Origin of the sequence: Pantoea sp. CCBC3-3-1, from assembly GCF_007981265.1 — a bacterium.
Classification (GTDB): Bacteria; Pseudomonadota; Gammaproteobacteria; order Enterobacterales; family Enterobacteriaceae; genus Erwinia.
Genome location: NZ_CP034363.1, coordinates 3,632,196 through 3,649,986 on the forward strand (window position 1 = coordinate 3,632,196; position 17,791 = coordinate 3,649,986).

General features: G+C 53.8%; 12 protein-coding genes. 8 read left to right on the plus strand and 4 right to left on the minus strand.

The window, feature by feature from the left end; translation table 11 throughout:
- Positions 1-152 precede the first annotated feature (152 nt).
- From ppk1 to tehB, 3 genes are read left to right on the plus strand one after another with little or no spacing between them, the layout of a single operon-like run.
- Positions 153-2,213, plus strand: coding sequence for a polyphosphate kinase 1 (gene ppk1, locus EHV07_RS16970; protein ID WP_147199163.1), 2,061 nt, complete (start codon positions 153-155; stop codon positions 2,211-2,213).
- Between the two features lie 6 nt (positions 2,214-2,219).
- Positions 2,220-3,749, plus strand: a complete 1,530-nt coding sequence (gene ppx / locus EHV07_RS16975) for an exopolyphosphatase (RefSeq protein ID WP_147199164.1) — start codon at positions 2,220-2,222, stop codon at positions 3,747-3,749.
- A complete protein-coding gene (gene tehB / locus EHV07_RS16980) occupies positions 3,746-4,345 on the plus strand; it encodes a tellurite resistance methyltransferase TehB (RefSeq protein ID WP_147199165.1) in 600 nt (199 codons plus the stop codon). Before ppx ends, tehB begins: the two co-directional genes overlap by 4 nt.
- A 19-nt stretch (positions 4,346-4,364) precedes the next feature.
- Here tehB and EHV07_RS16985 read toward each other — a convergent pair whose 3' ends face one another.
- Positions 4,365-6,590: an EAL domain-containing protein gene (locus EHV07_RS16985; protein WP_147199166.1), complete on the minus strand. Its 2,226-nt coding sequence runs from the start codon at positions 6,588-6,590 to the stop codon at positions 4,365-4,367.
- A 328-nt stretch (positions 6,591-6,918) separates the two neighbouring features.
- Here EHV07_RS16985 and EHV07_RS16990 point away from each other — a divergent pair, with 328 nt between their 5' ends.
- The gene (locus EHV07_RS16990; RefSeq protein WP_147199167.1) at positions 6,919-7,092 is read left to right on the plus strand and encodes a YfgG family protein; all 174 of its coding nucleotides are present in this window, start codon (positions 6,919-6,921) and stop codon (positions 7,090-7,092) included.
- A 124-nt stretch (positions 7,093-7,216) separates the two neighbouring features.
- Positions 7,217-8,653 (plus strand): magnesium transporter, encoded by a 1,437-nt coding sequence (mgtE, locus tag EHV07_RS16995; RefSeq protein ID WP_147199168.1) that lies wholly within the window; start codon positions 7,217-7,219, stop codon positions 8,651-8,653.
- 76 nt (positions 8,654-8,729) lie between these two features.
- Here mgtE and guaA read toward each other — a convergent pair whose 3' ends face one another.
- Positions 8,730-10,310, minus strand: coding sequence for a glutamine-hydrolyzing GMP synthase (guaA, locus tag EHV07_RS17000; RefSeq protein ID WP_147199170.1), 1,581 nt, complete (start codon positions 10,308-10,310; stop codon positions 8,730-8,732).
- A gap of 79 nt (positions 10,311-10,389) precedes the next feature.
- A complete protein-coding gene (gene guaB, locus EHV07_RS17005; RefSeq protein WP_147199171.1) occupies positions 10,390-11,856 on the minus strand; it encodes an IMP dehydrogenase in 1,467 nt (488 codons plus the stop codon).
- A 170-nt stretch (positions 11,857-12,026) separates the two neighbouring features.
- Here guaB and xseA point away from each other — a divergent pair, with 170 nt between their 5' ends.
- From xseA to EHV07_RS17020, 3 genes are all read left to right on the plus strand, one after another.
- Complete coding sequence (gene xseA / locus EHV07_RS17010) at positions 12,027-13,391, plus strand: exodeoxyribonuclease VII large subunit (protein WP_147199173.1); 1,365 nt, start codon at positions 12,027-12,029, stop codon at positions 13,389-13,391.
- 100 nt (positions 13,392-13,491) lie between these two features.
- The gene (locus EHV07_RS17015) at positions 13,492-14,505 is read left to right on the plus strand and encodes a M4 family metallopeptidase (RefSeq protein WP_147199175.1); all 1,014 of its coding nucleotides are present in this window, start codon (positions 13,492-13,494) and stop codon (positions 14,503-14,505) included.
- Positions 14,505-14,837 (plus strand): protealysin inhibitor emfourin, encoded by a 333-nt coding sequence (locus EHV07_RS17020; RefSeq protein ID WP_147200658.1) that lies wholly within the window; start codon positions 14,505-14,507, stop codon positions 14,835-14,837. Before EHV07_RS17015 ends, EHV07_RS17020 begins: the two co-directional genes overlap by 1 nt.
- A gap of 66 nt (positions 14,838-14,903) precedes the next feature.
- Here EHV07_RS17020 and EHV07_RS17025 read toward each other — a convergent pair whose 3' ends face one another.
- A complete protein-coding gene (locus tag EHV07_RS17025; RefSeq protein ID WP_147199176.1) occupies positions 14,904-17,336 on the minus strand; it encodes a membrane-bound PQQ-dependent dehydrogenase, glucose/quinate/shikimate family in 2,433 nt (810 codons plus the stop codon).
- Positions 17,337-17,791 lie beyond the last annotated feature (455 nt).

A 17,791-nucleotide genomic window follows, 5' to 3' on the forward strand; every position in this document is an offset into this window, starting at 1 on the left:
TTTCACTTTAGGGGACATTTCAGCAGCGTATGTTGCCCGTATGTCGTTAATAAGACAATCAGCATTCTCGATAGACATCGCCGTCATACTCCCGCAATAATGGCATAAGACAATGCCTGGTTTTTGACGGGAATCTGTGCAACGGAGTAAAAATGGGTCAGGAAAAGCTCTACATTGAAAAAGAATTAAGCTGGTTATCATTTAACGAACGCGTTTTACAGGAAGCGGCAGATAAAACCAATCCTCTTATTGAGCGTATGCGCTTTTTGGGGATTTACTCCAATAATCTGGAAGAGTTTTATAAGGTGCGTTTTGCTGACCTGAAACGCCGTATTCTGATTGGCGAAGAGCAAGGCTCGCCCAGTACGCCTCGTCACCTGCTAAAAAAAATCCAGGCGCGGGTTCTGAAGGCAGATCAGGAGTTTGATGGTCTCTATAATGATTTGCTGCTGGAGATGGCGCGTAATCAAATTTTCCTGATCAACGAACGCCAGCTCTCGCCAAACCAGCAAAACTGGCTGCGCCACTATTTCAAGCACGAGCTGCGCCAGCACATCACGCCCATTCTGATTAACCACGATACAGACCTGATCGAATTCCTGAAGGATGATTACACCTATCTGGCCGTTGAGATCATCCGTGGCGAGGACATTAACTACGCGCTGCTGGAAATTCCTTCCGATAAGGTGCCGCGCTTCGTTAACCTGCCGCCGGAAACGCCGCGTCGCCGTAAGCCAATGATCCTGCTGGACAACATTCTTCGCTATTGCCTGGGCGATATTTTCCGCGGCTTCTTTGATTACGATGCGCTGAATGCCTACTCGATGAAGATGACGCGCGATGCGGAATACGATCTGGTCACTGAGATGGAGTCCAGCCTGCTGGAGCTGATGTCTTCCAGCCTGAAGCAGCGTCTGACGGCTGAACCGGTGCGCTTTGTTTATCAGCGTGATATGCCGGATGCCATGGTTGAGATGCTGAGTAAAAAACTCAATATCAGCAATTATGATTCGATTGTGCCGGGCGGCCGCTATCATAATTTTAAGGATTTCATCGGCTTCCCTAACGTCGGTAAAGCCAATCTGGTCAACAAACCGCTGCCGCAGCTGCGTCATATCTGGTTTGATCGCTTCCGTAATGGCTTCGATGCTATCCGCAACCGCGACGTGCTGCTCTACTACCCGTATCACACGTTTGAGCACGTGCTGGAACTGCTGCGTCAGGCCTCTTTCGATCCGGCAGTGCTGGCGATTAAAATTAATATTTATCGCGTCGCGAAAAACTCCCGCATTATCGATGCGATGATCCACGCCGCCCACAACGGTAAAAAAGTCACCGTTGTGGTCGAGCTACAGGCGCGCTTTGATGAAGAAGCCAATATCCACTGGGCAAAACGCCTGACCGAAGCGGGCGTTCACGTGATCTTCTCCGCGCCGGGACTGAAAATTCACGCCAAGCTGTTTTTGATTTCCCGTCGCGAAAACGGCGAAATCGTGCGCTATGCGCATATCGGCACCGGGAACTTTAACGAAAAGACGGCAAGAATTTATACCGACTACTCGCTGCTGACCGCCGATGCCCGCATTACCAATGAAGTGCGCCGGGTGTTTAACTTTATTGAGAACCCCTATCGTCCGGTTACGTTTGAACACCTGATGGTGTCACCGCAGAACTCCCGGCAGATGCTTTATCAGCTGATCGATACGGAAATCGCCAATGCGCAGAAAGGCATTCAGGCAGGCATTACGCTGAAGGTCAATAACCTGGTCGACAAAGGCCTGGTGGATCGTCTTTACACCGCCTCCAGCGTGGGCGTGAAGGTCAATCTGCTTATCCGTGGTATGTGTTCGCTGATCCCCAATCTTGAAGGGATTAGCGAAAATATTCGCGTCATCAGCATCGTCGACCGCTATCTTGAGCACGATCGCGTCTATATTTTTGATAATGCCGGTGACAAAAAAGTCTACCTTTCTTCCGCAGACTGGATGACCCGCAATATCGATTATCGCATTGAAGTTGCCTGCGCCATCCTTGACCCTATTCTGAAACAGCGGGTGCTGGATATTATTGGCATCCTCTTCAGTGATACGCTTAAAGCGCGCTTCGTAGATAAAGAACTGAGCAATCGTTATGTTCCGCGCGGCAACCGCCGTAAGGTGCGCGCGCAGCTGGCTATTTACGATTACATTAAAACTCTGGAACAACCTGACTAATTCACTATGCCAATATCCCAGAAAAATACGCCTAAACCACAGGAATTCGCTGCTATCGATTTAGGCTCGAACAGTTTTCACATGGTGATTGCCCGCGTGGTCGATGGCGCCATGCAGGTGCTCGGCAGACTGAAACAGCGGGTCCATCTGGCCGATGGGCTGGATCACCAGAACCGGCTTAGTGAAGAAGCGATCCAGCGCGGCCTGAGCTGCCTGGCGCTGTTTGCTGAACGCTTACAGGGCTTCAGCCCGGCGAATGTGACGATTGTCGGCACCCATACCCTGCGTCAGGCGGTTAACGCGGAAGAATTTCTGCAACGCGCGGCCGATGTTATCCCCTACCCGATCGAAGTGATCTCCGGGCATGAAGAAGCGCGCCTGATCTTTATGGGCGTTGAACATACGCAGCCGGAAAAAGGCCGTAAGCTGGTGATTGATATCGGTGGGGGATCCACCGAACTGGTCATTGGCGAAGATTTTGAACCCAAGCTGGTAGAAAGCCGCCGCATGGGCTGCGTCAGCTTTGCCAATCTCTATTTCCCGGGCGGCGTCATCAGCAAGGAGAATTTCCGTCGCGCTCGTCTGGCCGCCACGCAAAAACTGGAAACGCTCTCATGGCAATATCGTTTGCTGGGCTGGCAGTATGCGCTGGGCGCGTCCGGCACGATTAAGGCGACCTGCGAAGTGCTCCAGGCGATGGGTGAGAAAGACAAGCTGATCACGCCAGAGCGGCTGGAAATGCTCTACGACGAGGTGGTTAAGCATAAATCTTTCGACAGCCTCAGCCTGCCCGGCCTTTCTGACGAACGCAAAGCGGTGTTTATCCCTGGCCTCGCGATTCTGTGCGGCGTTTTTGATGCGCTGGCTATTCGTGAGCTGCGGCTTTCCGATGGTGCGCTGCGTGAAGGCGTTCTCTATGAGATGGAAGGCCGCTTCCGTCACCAGGACATTCGCAGCCGCACCGCGCAAAGCCTGGCTAATCACTATGCTATCGACAGCGATCAGGCCAGGCGCGTGCTGGAAACTACCGATCGGCTTTATCAGCAATGGCGGGAGCAGAATCCGAAACAGGCGAATCCTCAGCTCTCTGCGTTGTTAAAATGGGCGGCGATGCTGTATGAGGTGGGCCTGACGATTAACCACAGCGGTCTGCATCGTCACTCGTCCTATATTCTGCAAAACACCAATTTGCCCGGCTTCAATCAGGATCAGCAAACGCTGCTGGCCACGCTGGTTCGTTTCCACCGTAAAGCGGTGAAAACGGAAGAGATGCCAAGGCTGACGCTGTTCAAGAAGAAGCAGTTTTTGCCGCTGGTATTTTTGCTGCGTCTTGGCACCCTGTTAAACAATCAGCGCCAGGCCACCTCTACCCCGGAAACCCTGAAACTGACCACCGATGATGGTCACTGGACGCTGACTTTTCCTCGCGATTACTTCAGCCAAAACAATCTTGTGCAGCTCGATTTGGAGCGTGAACAAAGCTACTGGAAGGATGTAACCGGCTGGCAGCTGATGATTGAAGAGTCTGACGAATGAAAGCCGCTCATTACTACAGCGAGAAATATCAGCTCACGGCTCCGCATTCAGAAGTGGTGGCCGCAGCCGAGTTAATCGCCCCCGGTCGGGCGCTTGATATCGGCTGTGGCAGCGGCCGCAATACGCTTTTTCTCAATCTGAAAGGATTTGAGGTGACGGCCTGGGATCGCAATGCCGCCAGCCTGGCTCGTCTGGATCAGATCGTTGCAGAGGAGCATCTCTCGCAGATCCATACCGCAGAAAAGGATCTCAACGATCTGCGTTTCAACGGGGCTTACGATCTGGTGCTCTCCACCGTGGTGATGATGTTTTTACAGCCGGAAACCATTCCGCAGCTGATCGCCGATATGCAGGCAAGCACGGTAAGAGGCGGCTATAACCTGATCGTGGCGGCAATGGATACGGAAGATTATCCCTGCAACGTCGGTTTTCCGTTCGCCTTCAAGTCAGGCGAGCTGAGTGAATATTATCGCAAATGGCATATCATCAAATACAACGAGCATGTCGGACAGCTGCACCGCACGGATGAAAGCGGCAACCGTATTGCGCTGCGTTTCGCCACGCTGCTTGCTAAAAAAGAGCAGGTTAAGGATTAAATTAACCTGAGCACCAGCGTCAGTTATTCGACGCTGGTGCCAGCGATTCTAACTGACAAGGCTCGCCATACAGGCTGCCCTGAAGGTAATCCACGCCCAGCTTACGCAGTAAAATATCCGCTTCTGCTGACTCCACGCAGCAAACAATAACCTGCATCTTTTTCGATCGGGCAATCACGCATGTTGCTTCGATGATTTGGTAATCCTGGCTGCTGTTCAGCATGTTACGCACAAAGCTGCCGTCGATTTTAAGCATATCCACCTGGGTTTCCTTCAGGCGCACATAGCTGTTGTAACCCTGCCCAAAATCATCGATCACGATCCGGCAGCCCAGCGCACGTAACTGAGCAATAGCACGGTTTCCCCAGCTGTAATCCGTCAGAACCGGTAATTCTTCTATGGCAAATATCAGCTGCCAGGGCTCAACCTGAAATTCGTGCAGCAGCGTTTCAATCTCTGTGACCAGCCCCGGGCGGCAAAGGCTTGCGGCAAACAGATTGATGGCAAACCGGATACCGGGCAGCGTTCCCCGGTGCGCATCAATAAAACCCAACGTATGCCGGATAACCCACTGGTCGAGCTGCCAGTTCAAACCAAATTCGTTCACTATCGGGTAAAGTCGTTCAAATTCGACCTTTTCGCCATAGCTGTCATTCAGGTAGAGCTGGAGATGATAATAATCATCACCTCTGGCACCACACGCTCTTTCCGCCATCAGCGTAAAGCTGTTCGATGTTAGCGCCAGCTGGATATCATTCAGTAAGGCGATTTTCTTGCTGATGCGAAACTGGACCGGCAGGCTTATATTCTGCTGTAAATTCTCCGCAACGCCGCTGGTCAGTGATGCTTCAGCCATGCCGCTCATCTCACCCAGCAATTCATATAAGTGGCTGACCGGCGGCCGAATATGGCAATAGCTCAGGCCCACTTTCAGATGAACCGGCAGGCCGTCCCAGCTCAAACGATAGTCCTGTAGCCGCACCGCGATGCTTTCTATCCGCGTCAAATGATTGTCGTCCTCCAGCCGCACGACCAGATCAAAACCTGGAAGCTGGTAGATATCTTCTCCAGCGCGCAACAAGGGTCGCAAATGGTTAGCCAGGCTGCGCTTGTACTGAATACGCAAGCGCAATCCATAGGTGCGGCTTAAACGATCCAGTTCGGGAATGGTCATAAAGCACAGCGTGGAACGGGAACTGTTGGCCAGCGCAAGACTCAACGCCCGCAGATTAGGCAGCCCCATCACAGGATCGTTTAATGCCGCTTTTTTCGTCCGGTTGAGCGCTCGTCGCTGTTGGGTGCTAACGGCGGCCATCAACAGTATGGTCATGCTGAATATCAGCAGATTGGCCGACATGACCGCCAGATGATACGGGTCAGTATACGGATGCAGAAAACGATCCCTGAGCTGATAGAGCACCATCAGCAGCAATGCCCAGCTGAGGGCGGTAAACAGATAGCCAAAGCGGACGGCGGCCCATAACATCAGCGGCAGAAGCAGCGGCAAGCCATAATCCGTACTCAGCAAATTGCGCTGGGTGGCGTCCAGCTGCATCAGCATAGCCAACAGGAAAACCAGCAGACAAAGCCAGGCAAGATATTCGATTCGGCTGACGCCTGCGGCGGCCTGACGCTGAATACGCAGAAATATCATCCGAAAGAAGGCAGGCTTACGCAGACCACGAATAAATAAATAGCAAATTTGCACCATGGTGACGCTGGAGAGCATCACTGACTGAAGATTAAGCAGCGTATGCAGCGACAGAAGATCGCGGGAAAAAACGCTGCCTTTTAGTGGCATCAGGCCGCTTGCCGCGACTATCTGCATCATCAGCCCAAACAGCGTGGGAATAAAAAAAACCAGCCACAATAGTCGTACAGGCATCAGCCGCAGCTCGCCATAATCTACACACCATCTTCGCCTGGCCTGTAATCGATATCCGCTCCACCCTGCCGCTAATACAATCAGATAAATGCCGATAATGATACTGGCGGGTTCTGGGGCATAGCGGTTGAAGTAATAGTATGAAAGCCCCAGCGTAATACCGGGCAAAGCGCCCCAGTCGTAGACCAGCATTAGCGCGATCATTACCGCCAGCGGCAGATAAATCAGATAGACATACCCTTCCAGCACCCACAAGCGTACCGAGAGATGTGTGGTCAGGGGAATCAATAACAGCGGCAGAATAAGGGCTAAGCCCCAGGGACTTTTGCGGAAATGGTTAAGCCGGGCTGTGGTGCACATGGTGTTCGCTGGTCGATGGCAGGCTCTGCCTGAACAAAGGGGCGCGCCGAAAAAAACAGGCGCGGTCGGATACGCCTTGCCAGCAGTTATCGGAAAGCAATAGCGCTGGCGCGCCACGTCATAGTAGGGATAAATGTCCGGTTAAATTTGATCCACATCAACCCATTTCAAGGTTTTAGCAGCAATAGCCGGTTGTTTAGCTAAAAATAGCCTTTATCTTTAAAACGGGCGCGTAACCCAGTCAATGATGAGGTGAGTTGATATTGACCTGTCGATTGGGCTGTGCGTAAATTGTTCTTCCGCCTTTGGGCTACTCCAGGATAAATGCGTGAATAACGCCATGTCATTTAAACGTCAGAAAACCAGCAGGATGACCCGCGTCGTTCTCCTCATAAGCTTTATTCTTTTAGTCGGCAGGCTGATTTATGCGGTTCCCGGCGCCATCGAACATCATAAGCAAAAACATCAGGACGCGAGTGTACCCAACACAGTGAATAAATAACGCTCACCCGTACGGTCTATCTATAGGGAGTTGCCTGAAAAAATGCAGCTTTTCCCTTCTTTTTGCCCGTTTTAAGCAATACTTAGTCCAACACCTGCATTTTGCCAGACACAAGGGAATTAATATGTCTGTAGCTCATTCACATGCTCGGCAACTTGCTGAGATTCGTAGCCGTATCCTTAACTTATTACTTAACGACGGCGACCTGGTCGATACGCTCCTTGAGCGGCCGCTAAAAGAAACCGATGCCGAAGCCCGCGCCCATGAGGAGCAGGTTCAGGAAATCGCCCAGTATCTTCCTTTGCTGCACGCGGCAGATATTGCTGACCTGCTGGAAGCGCTGCCACAGGACGAGCGACTGGCGCTATGGCGGCTGGTCAGTACCGAACGCCGGGGGATGGTGCTGGTTGAGGCGTCTGAAAGCGTTTGGGAAAGCCTGATTGAAGAGATGAGCGATCGCGATTTGCTGCGCGCTATCGAACCGCTGGATATTGATGAACAGGTCTACCTTGCCAAATATCTCTCCCGTGATTTAACCGGCCGCCTGCTGACTTCGCTGGAACCTGAGCAGCGTTCTCGCGTGCTGGAAGTGATGGATTTTGATCGGGATCGCGTAGGTCGTATTACCGATTTTAAGCTGGTCACCATGCCAGCAGACGTCACGCTGGCGACCGTACAGCGCTACCTGCGGCGGAAAAAATCGATCCCGGACGGTACCGATAAACTGTTTATTACTGATGAAAACAACGTGCTGTTAGGCGAGCTGACGCTAACGGATATTTTGCTGAACAAGCCGAAGAAACTGGTGCTGGAAGTAATGAACGATCGCCCCACCACCTTCCGGATTGATGATAAAGCGGAAGATGCCGCCGGCGCGTTTGAACGTTATAACCTGATTTCTGCGGCAGTTATTGATGCCAAAGGCAAGCTGATGGGTCGCGTGACCGTTGAAGACGTCATCGACCTGGTGAACGAGCAGAACGACAGCAGCATCCGTAAAATGGGCGGCGTGAACCCGGATGAGGATGTGTTCGCCCCGGTTACCAAAGCGGTTCGCACGCGCTGGACATGGCTGGCTGTTAACCTGTGTACGGCTTTTGTTGCCTCACGGGTCATCGGCCTGTTTGAAGATACCATTTCACAGCTGGTTGCGCTGGCGACGCTGATGCCTATCGTCGCCGGGATTGGCGGCAACACCGGCAACCAAACCATCACCATGATTGTTCGTGCGCTGGCGCTGCATCAGGTGGAGCCGGGCAACTTCTCCTTCCTCATCGCACGTGAGCTGGGCGTAGCGCTGATTAACGGGCTGTGCTGGGGCGGTATTATGGGCGGCGTGACCTGGGCGATGTACGGCAATCCGGCACTGGGCGGCGTGATGATGCTGGCGATGGTACTAAATCTTCTGCTGGCGGCGCTGATGGGCGTACTCATTCCGCTGATTATGACCAAACTCAACCGCGATCCGGCCGTCGGCTCCAGCGTGTTGATTACCGCCCTCACCGATACCGGCGGCTTCTTTATCTTCCTCGGTTTGGCGACGATGTTTTTACTGCACTGAGTTATATATGTAAAAAAGCCCGCAATTATGCGGGCTAATTTTTATCTGTTCGCGCCAGCCTGAGCCAGACGCTAAATCATTCCCACTCAATCGTGGCCGGTGGCTTACCAGAGATATCGTAAACCACGCGGGAAATACCGTCGATTTCATTGATGATGCGGTTAGAAACGCGGCCGAGGAACTCATACGGCAGATGCGCCCAGTGTGCGGTCATAAAGTCGATGGTTTCTACCGCGCGCAGCGAAACAACCCAGTCATATTTACGGCCGTCGCCCATTACGCCCACGGAACGAACCGGCAGGAATACGGTAAAGGCCTGGCTGACTTTGTTATACAGGTCGGCTTTATGCAGTTCTTCAATGAAGATGGCATCGGCACGACGCAGCAGGTCGCAGTACTCTTTCTTCACTTCGCCCAGCACGCGAACGCCCAGACCCGGACCCGGGAATGGATGGCGGAACAGCATCGCGTGCGGCAGGCCCAGCTCCAGACCGATTTTGCGCACTTCATCTTTAAACAGCTCGCGCAGAGGCTCAACCAGCCCCATCTTCATCTCTTTCGGCAGGCCGCCCACGTTGTGGTGAGATTTGATGACGTGCGCTTTGCCGGTAGCAGAAGCAGCAGATTCAATTACGTCAGGATAGATAGTGCCCTGCGCCAGCCATTTCACGTCTTCCAGCTTCAGCGCTTCTTCATCGAAGACTTCAACAAAGACGCGGCCAATAATCTTACGCTTGGCTTCCGGCTCATCGGTTCCTGCGAGCGCGTCGAGGAAGCGTTTTTCGCCCTCCACGTGGATGATGTTCAGGCCGAAATGATCGCCAAACATCTCCATCACCTGCTCCGCTTCGTTGAGACGCAGCAGGCCGTTATCCACGAATACGCAGGTCAGACGGTCGCCAATCGCACGGTGCAGCAGCATCGCGGTCACGGAAGAGTCCACGCCGCCAGAGAGGCCAAGGATCACTTTATCGTTACCCACCTGCACGCGCAGACGTTCAACGGCATCCTCAATGATTTTAGCCGGGGTCCACAGGGCTTCACACTGGCAGATATCCAGCACGAAACGTTCCAGCATGCGCAGGCCCTGACGGGTATGCGTCACTTCCGGGTGGAACTGCACGCCGTAGAAACGCTTCTCTTCGTTGGCCATAATGGCAAACGGGCAGCTGTCGGTGCTGGCAACGGTAACGAAGTCAGCAGGGATCGCGGTCACTTTGTCGCCATGGCTCATCCAGACGTCCAGCAGCGGTTTACCCGCTGCGCCGATCGCATCTTCGATGTCACGGATCAGCGCGCTGTTAGTCTGTACTTCAACCTGCGCATAGCCAAATTCACGTTCGTTAGAACCTTCAACCTTGCCGCCCAGCTGCATCGCCATCGTCTGCATGCCGTAGCAGACGCCCAGAACCGGCACGCCTGCGGTAAACACATAATCTGGCGCGCGCGGGCTGTCGTGTTCGGTGGTGCTTTCCGGGCCGCCGGAAAGAATGATGCCGTTCGGGTTGAACTGGCGGATCTGTTCTTCGGTAACGTCCCACGCCCACAGTTCACAGTAGACGCCCAGTTCACGCACGCGGCGTGCAACCAGCTGCGTATACTGCGAGCCGAAATCAAGGATCAGTATGCGATGTTTATGAATGTTTTCCGTCGTCATTGAGCTATTCCAGGGCGATATTACAAATAGAGGGATGAATTAAAACGCCCGGTCTGACCGGGCGTATGCAGCAGGGCTATCAGGAACCCATGCGGTAGTTCGGTGACTCTTTGGTGATGGTCACGTCGTGCACGTGGCTTTCGGTGATACCGGCGCCGCTGATGCGAACAAATTCCGCTTTGGTGCGCAGGTCGTCGATAGTCGCACAGCCGGTCAGACCCATACAGGAACGCAGGCCGCCCATTTGCTGATGCACGATAGCTTTCAGGAAGCCTTTATAAGCCACACGGCCTTCGATACCTTCCGGCACCAGTTTGTCGGCGGCGTTATCGGTCTGGAAGTAGCGGTCTGAAGAGCCTTTAGACATCGCGCCCAGTGAACCCATACCGCGATAGGACTTGAATGAACGCCCCTGGTACAGTTCGATTTCGCCCGGAGATTCATCCGTTCCTGCCAGCATAGAGCCAACCATGACCGCGCTTGCGCCAGCCGCGATAGCTTTAGCGATGTCGCCAGAGAAGCGGATACCGCCATCGGCGATAACAGGAATCCCGGTGCCTTCCAGCGCGGCAACCGCGTCGGAAACCGCGGTGATCTGCGGAACGCCCACGCCGGTGACAATGCGAGTGGTACAGATTGAGCCTGGGCCAATACCCACTTTTACCGCGCTCACGCCCGCTTCCACCAGCGCCAGTGCGCCAGCGCCGGTCGCAACGTTACCGCCCACGATTTGCAGGTCAGGATATTTAGCACGGGTAGCACGAATGCGTTGCAGAACGCCTTCAGAATGACCATGAGAGGAGTCAATCAGCAGCACGTCAACGCCTGCCGCAACCAGCGCATCAACGCGCTCTTCGTTGCCTGCACCTGCGCCTACCGCTGCACCAACGCGCAGGCGGCCTTCCTGATCTTTACAGGCGTTCGGTTTACGTTCGGCTTTCTGGAAATCTTTTACGGTGATCATGCCCAGCAGATGGAAGCTGTCATCCACTACCAGCGCTTTCTCGATGCGTTTTTCGTGCATCTTTTGCAGCACGACTTCACGCGCTTCGCCTTCGCGAACCGTCACCAGACGCTCTTTCGGCGTCATGACCGCAGAGACCGGCAGGCTCATATCGGTAACAAAGCGCACGTCACGACCGGTGATGATGCCCACCAGCTCGTTTTCGCCGTTCACCACCGGATAACCGGCAAAGCCGTTACGCTCGGTCAGCTTGCGGACTTCGCTCAGTGCGGTCGTTGGCAGCACGGTCTGCGGATCGGTGACAACGCCGCTTTCGTGTTTCTTCACCTTGCGAACTTCTTCCGCCTGGCGCTCGATGGACATGTTTTTATGAATAAAGCCCAGACCACCTTCCTGTGCCAGCGCAATCGCGAGGCCCGCTTCGGTGACGGTATCCATGGCTGCGGAGAGCATAGGGATATTCAGACGGATGGTTTTGGTGAGCTGGGTGCTGAGGTCGGCCGTGTTAGGTAATACAGTCGAATGAGCGGGAACGAGCAGAACGTCGTCAAATGTCAGGGCTTCTTTAGCGATTCTTAGCATGGCAATATCTCAACCTCAGGGTGAATGAGAACTTGTAAAATATTGCCGCGGCATTATACAGGCCGTAATCGATTGCCTCCAGCATTATTTACGAAAAGTTCTTGATCCCTCTGGTGAGCAATGTAGTATCGGTCAATTAACCCTCTGATTTAAAGTTTGATCCTCATCACATGTCGCTACCGCCAACCGCCAATATTTTTACCGTCAGCCGTCTCAATACGACAGTGCGTAAGCTGCTGGAGATGGAAATGGGCCAGGTCTGGCTGAGCGCTGAGATCTCCAACTTTTCTCAGCCCTCCTCCGGTCACTGGTACTTCACGCTGAAAGATGATGGCGCGCAGGTTCGCTGCGCCATGTTTCGCAACAGCAACCGGCGGGCCACGTTTCGGCCGCAAAATGGCCAACAGGTACTGGTCAGGGCCACCATCACGCTTTACGAGCCGCGTGGCGATTACCAGCTGATTGCAGAGAGCATGCACCCTGCTGGCGACGGCCTTTTGCAACAGCAGTTCGAACAGCTGAAGCAGAAACTGATGAGTGAAGGGTTATTTGAACAAATTCATAAGCAGCCGCTGCCCGATCCCGCGCGACAGGTCGGCGTGATCACCTCCTCAACGGGCGCGGCGCTGCACGATGTTTTACGTGTACTCCATCGTCGCGACCCTTCGTTGCCCGTCATCATCTATCCTACACCGGTACAGGGCGCTGAAGCGCCAGCCAGCATTGTTCGGGCAATCGAGCTGGCGAACAGCCGCGCCGAGTGTGACGTGCTGATTGTTGGCCGTGGCGGCGGCTCGCTGGAAGATCTCTGGAGCTTTAACGACGAGCGCGTCGCCCGCGCTATTTTTGCCAGCCGCATCCCGATTGTCAGCGCCGTTGGCCATGAAACGGACGTGACGATTGCCGATTTTGTTGCCGATCTGCGTGCGCCGACCCCTTCCGCTGCGGCGGAACTGGTCAGCCGCAATCAGATTGAACTGCTGCGTCAGCTTCAGTCACAGCAAACGCGGCTGGAAATGGCGATGGATTATTATCTCGCCCAGCAAAACCGAACGTTCACCCGTCTGCATCATCGGTTGCAGCAGCAGCACCCACAGCTGCGGCTGGCCCGTCAGCAGACGGCCCTGATGAAGCTCCAGCGCCGTCTCGACGATGCCATGCAAATCCGTCTGCGTCAGGCAACACGACGTCAGGAGCGCGTTGAACAGCGTCTGGTCGCTTATCAGCCCGCCGGGCGTATTCATCGCGCGCAGCAACAGCTGCAAAACGGGCAGTTCAGGCTACAGCAGGCGATGCAGCAACAGCTTAACGAAGGCAAACAGCAGTTCGGTAAACAGGTCGCGCAGCTTGAAGGCGTCAGTCCGCTGGCCACGCTGGCTCGCGGATTCAGCGTTACGACAGCGCCTGACGGCAAAGTGGTGAAGAAAACCCGCCAGCTGCACACCGGCGATAAGCTAAAAACCCGCCTTGACGATGGCTGGGTCGAAAGCGAAGTCACGGCCATTGAACCGTTAAGGAAACGTAAATCTCGCTAATGGATTAGTCCGAAAAACTGGTCAATTTTTGTTTACTCCGTGCGTACGCAATACGGGTACTATACTTTTTTGGACAATTACTTTGACCAAGGAGCATGGTATGAATTATGGCGTTATTCCTCCCTATATTCTGCGTAAAATCATCGACAACGGCTCAGGGCAACAACAGAGCTGCGCGCGTCATACCCTGGCGCATGTGCAGACGCTGATGGCGGAAACCTGGACTAAACCTCAAAGTGCGCAAGCCGCAACGGCAGGTAAGGTTCAGCGAGAGATTTACAGCGCAGAGCAGACCCAAAACCTTCCTGGCACGCTGGTTCGTAGCGAAGGCCAGTCTCAAACCAATGATGTGGCAACCACCGAGGCCTATGATTATCTGGGCGTCACCTATGATTTTTTCTGGCAGGCCTACCAGCGCAACTCGCTGGACAATCAGGGACTGACGCTAAAAGGCACCGTTCACTATGGCGATGGTTATCAAAACGCCTTCTGGAACGGTCAGCAGATGGTTTTTGGTGACGGCGACGGCGAAATTTTTAATCGTTTCACTATTGCGCTGGATGTGGTCGGCCATGAACTGTCGCACGGCGTGACGGAAACCGAAGCCGGGCTAATCTATTTTGAGCAGGCAGGCGCGCTGAATGAGTCGCTGTCGGACGTGTTTGGTTCACTGGTCAAACAGTTCAGCCGCAAGCAAACGGCGGACCAGGCCGACTGGATTATTGGTGAAGGCCTGCTGGCAAAAGGGATTAACGGCAAGGGGCTTCGCTCAATGTCCGAGCCGGGTACGGCCTATGACGATCCGTTGCTGGGTAAAGATCCTCAGCCAGCCGATATGAAAGGCTACGTGCAGACGCGTGAAGACAACGGCGGCGTCCATCTCAACTCAGGCATTCCTAACCGGGCTTTTTACCTGGCAGCAAAAGCGCTGGGTGGCTATGCCTGGGAGTTGGCGGGTTATGCCTGGTACGATACGGTCTGTGATAAAGAGCTGCCGCAGGATGCTGATTTCAAAACCTTTGCGCAGTTCACAGTCAGGCACGGCCAGACGCGGTTTAATAGCTCAGTGGGACAGGCTATTGAGAACGCGTGGAAAGAGGTCGGCGTATTATGATGAAAAACCTTCCGAAACTGAGCGATGACGCGGTAATTGACGTGGCACGCGAAGGCGGCTTTGCTTATATCCCTAAACTGGCTGGCGCAAGACGTTTCGCGCTGGCACAGCTGGATCCTCCCGAGCGGGAACACGTTTGTAGCGTGCTGCGACGTGCATTGCCTTTGGGTGAACCTGCGGGAGAGCAAAGTTGTGTCGGAAGAGGCGATCAGCGCTATTACCGTGTTGAAATCAGCTACGCTACTCCCAATCAGATCGGCAGTATTGTCATCGTGATCCCGGAAGATCAGGCGCCTCCCGAGCTGGTTCAGCTCTGGAAGGAAGGTCAATAACCCTGGTCAAACGACGTAAAAAAAGCCCCTTCATCACTGAAGGGGCTTTGTTTTATTCAGCCTGAATTATTTATCCAGGGCGTAAGCAATGACGTAGTCGCCACGGTCTGGAGACTGACGTGCGCCACCGGCAGAAATCAGGATGTACTGCTTACCTGTTTTCGGTGACTTGTAGCTGATTGGGCCGCCCTGGCTACCCACTGGCAGACGTGCTTTCCACACTTCTTTACCGGTTGAGGTATCGAACGCGCGCAGATAGTAATCCTGCGTTCCCGCGATGAACACCAGTCCACCCTGAGTCGCCAGCGTACCACCCAGCGTCGGCATTCCTACCGGCATCTGTGCATGCATCTTAATACCGAACGGTCCGGTATCCTGTACGGTACCAACCGGAACCTGCCACACCAGCTTCTGCGTTTTCAGATCGATGGCGGAAAGCGTACCAAACGGCGGCTTCTGGCAAGGAATACCCAGCGGCGACATAAAGCGGTTTTTGTTTACAGCATACGGGGTGCCTTTCAGCGGAACGGCGCCCATACCGGTGTTGATGGCTTCACCACCGTTGCTGCCACGCGCGATAGCACCCGTGTTAGCCGGGATCATCTGCACCCACAGGCCAAGACGCATGTCGTTGACAAAGATGTAGTGATTGTTCGGATCGGTCGACATGCTGCCCCAGTTCATCCCGCCCAGAGAGCCAGGGAAGCTGAGTGCCTTGTCGGTGCCCGGAACGGTATACAGGCCATCGTAACGCATAGATTTAAAGCCGATACGGCAGGCAAGCTGATCGAACGGCGTCGCGCCCCACATATCAGACTCTTTCAGCGTCTCCGCACCAATCTGCGGCATACCCACTGACTTAGGCTGGGTTGGCGTGTACTGCTCGTTCGGGATATTGCCTTTCTTAACCGGGACTTCTTTCACTTCGGTCAGCGGCTTGCCGGTCAGGCGATCCAATACGTAGATCTGCCCGGCTTTGGTGCCAATCACAACCGCAGGCTTGGTGGTGCCGTCTTTCTGCGGGAAGTCGATCAGGCTTGGCTGCATCGGCAGGTCAAAGTCCCACAGATCGTTGTGCACGGTCTGATAAACCCACTTCTCTTTACCGGTAGTGGCGTCAACCGCCAGTACAGAAGCACCATATTTGTGGTTCAGTGCGGTACGGGTTGCGCCATACAGGTCAACAGACGAACTACCCATTGGCATGAACACGGTGTTCATGGTTGGGTCATAAGACATGGGTGCCCATGAGTTTGCCGTACTGCGAGCATAGTTCTGACCCGCCTGCAATTTGGCATTCGGATCGTCATTACCGGTGTCGAACGCCCAGCGCATTTCGCCAGTAATCACGTCGAAACCACGAATTACGCCGCCAGGCATATCGGTCTGCACGTTATCCGCGACGCGACCCCCTACCACAACGGTCGTTCCAGCCAGCGTAGGTGCTGAGGTCAGCTGATATTTTGGATCCTGTGCTTCACCCAGGCCTGCTTTCAGGTCAACCACGCCGTGGTCGCCAAAGTTCTGGCACAGCTCACCGTTGTCGGCGTTGACAGCCATCAGGCGCGCGTCGATGGTGTTCATCAGCAGACGACGCTGGCAGGTATCGCCAGCGGCCAGCGCAGGCTGTGGAACAGGCGTTGAGCCTGGCACAGAAGGCTGGGGCAGTGGTTTGGTCGCATCAAAGTACGCCAGACCGCGACAGCGGTTCCACACTTCTGCCTGGGCGTTAACGACGTGCTCCCAGATTTTTTTACCGGTGTCGGCGTTAACCGCGATGATGTTGTTGTGTGGCGTACAAAGGTACAGGACATCGCCAATTTGCAGAGGCGTTTGCTGATCTTCCGCACCGTTGCCGGTTGGGCTTTCCGGGATATCGCCGGTATGGAAAGTCCAGGCAACTTTCAGATCCTTCACGTTATCGCGAGTGATCTGATCCAGCGACACAAAGCGGCTTCCGCCAGGCGTGTTGCCGTAATTGTCCCAGTTTTTCTGCTCGGTAGCTTTGTTAACCGGCGTCAGCGGCAGTTCTGTCCCGTTAGCAACGGGCGCATGCGGCTGGAACATCTGGATAAACGTCGCCACCAGGCCTACAACCAGCACAACGGCAACGGTATAAGCAGGCTTAGCTGCTGAGGTTTTGCCTTCGTGCTTACGCAGCGCAGGGAAAGTGATAACCGCCAGCAACAGGAAACCGGCCAGCGTCATCAGACGGGAGACCAGCGGCCAGAAATCGATGCCCGCTTCCTGCACGGCCCAGATAGCCGAACCGATAAACACCAGCGCAAAGATTATTACCGCGGAAGATTTACGACGGAAAAACTGAATAGCGGAAATGACGGTAAAAATACCGGCAATAACGAAATACCAGCTGCCACCCAGCGAAACCAGTTTTCCGCCACCAATCACAAAGAACAGGCCGGTAGCCAGTAATAACAGCCCCAGCACAATACTCCATAAGCCCAGCCATTTTGACGACCGGGCATTCGTTTGAGACATGGTCAAAATACTCCTGAAAAAAACAGCGCCTGAGCACAATCTTTATTCTCTTTTCGCCCCGGTAGCGCTCGCGCTGAAGGTGACGAACGAAATAGACATTATGCTTTGAACCCTACTTTCATTAACAATTCGTTACGGGTCAAATCCCGTCCTGTACCTGCCAAAGGCACGCCTGCCGTGGGTTTCCGCGACAGAAGGCTTTCAAAGGACGGCAAAATTGTACCACGCGGTTCGTAAGTTAATAAACATAAACTTAACAAAGTTCACAAAAGCCGCAATTTTTGACAATAGGCTTCCAGAGAGTGTAACCGGCTAAAAATAGTTCACCAGAAGAATAATTCATTTTTGCTGAAGGGGAAAAATGCGAGGGAAATACCGAAATTAATTAACTTACAGAAAATTAGGCAGTTATCTGGATGATAAAAAGCAAACCCGGAAACAGTCGTGTTAAAAAA

Excerpts from the sequence above, each read along its gene's own strand:
- ppk1 (WP_147199163.1), top strand. The coding sequence starts at position 153 with ATGGGTCAGGAAAAGCTCTACATTGAAAAAGAATTAAGCTGGTTATCA.
- ppx (WP_147199164.1), top strand. The coding sequence starts at position 2,220 with ATGCCAATATCCCAGAAAAATACGCCTAAACCACAGGAATTCGCTGCT.
- tehB (WP_147199165.1), top strand. The coding sequence starts at position 3,746 with ATGAAAGCCGCTCATTACTACAGCGAGAAATATCAGCTCACGGCTCCG.
- EHV07_RS16985 (WP_147199166.1), bottom strand. The coding sequence starts at position 6,590 with ATGTGCACCACAGCCCGGCTTAACCATTTCCGCAAAAGTCCCTGGGGC.
- mgtE (WP_147199168.1), top strand. The coding sequence starts at position 7,217 with ATGTCTGTAGCTCATTCACATGCTCGGCAACTTGCTGAGATTCGTAGC.
- guaA (WP_147199170.1), bottom strand. The coding sequence starts at position 10,310 with ATGACGACGGAAAACATTCATAAACATCGCATACTGATCCTTGATTTC.
- guaB (WP_147199171.1), bottom strand. The coding sequence starts at position 11,856 with ATGCTAAGAATCGCTAAAGAAGCCCTGACATTTGACGACGTTCTGCTC.
- xseA (WP_147199173.1), top strand. The coding sequence starts at position 12,027 with ATGTCGCTACCGCCAACCGCCAATATTTTTACCGTCAGCCGTCTCAAT.
- EHV07_RS17015 (WP_147199175.1), top strand. The coding sequence starts at position 13,492 with ATGAATTATGGCGTTATTCCTCCCTATATTCTGCGTAAAATCATCGAC.
- EHV07_RS17020 (WP_147200658.1), top strand. The coding sequence starts at position 14,505 with ATGAAAAACCTTCCGAAACTGAGCGATGACGCGGTAATTGACGTGGCA.
- EHV07_RS17025 (WP_147199176.1), bottom strand. The coding sequence starts at position 17,336 with ATGTCTCAAACGAATGCCCGGTCGTCAAAATGGCTGGGCTTATGGAGT.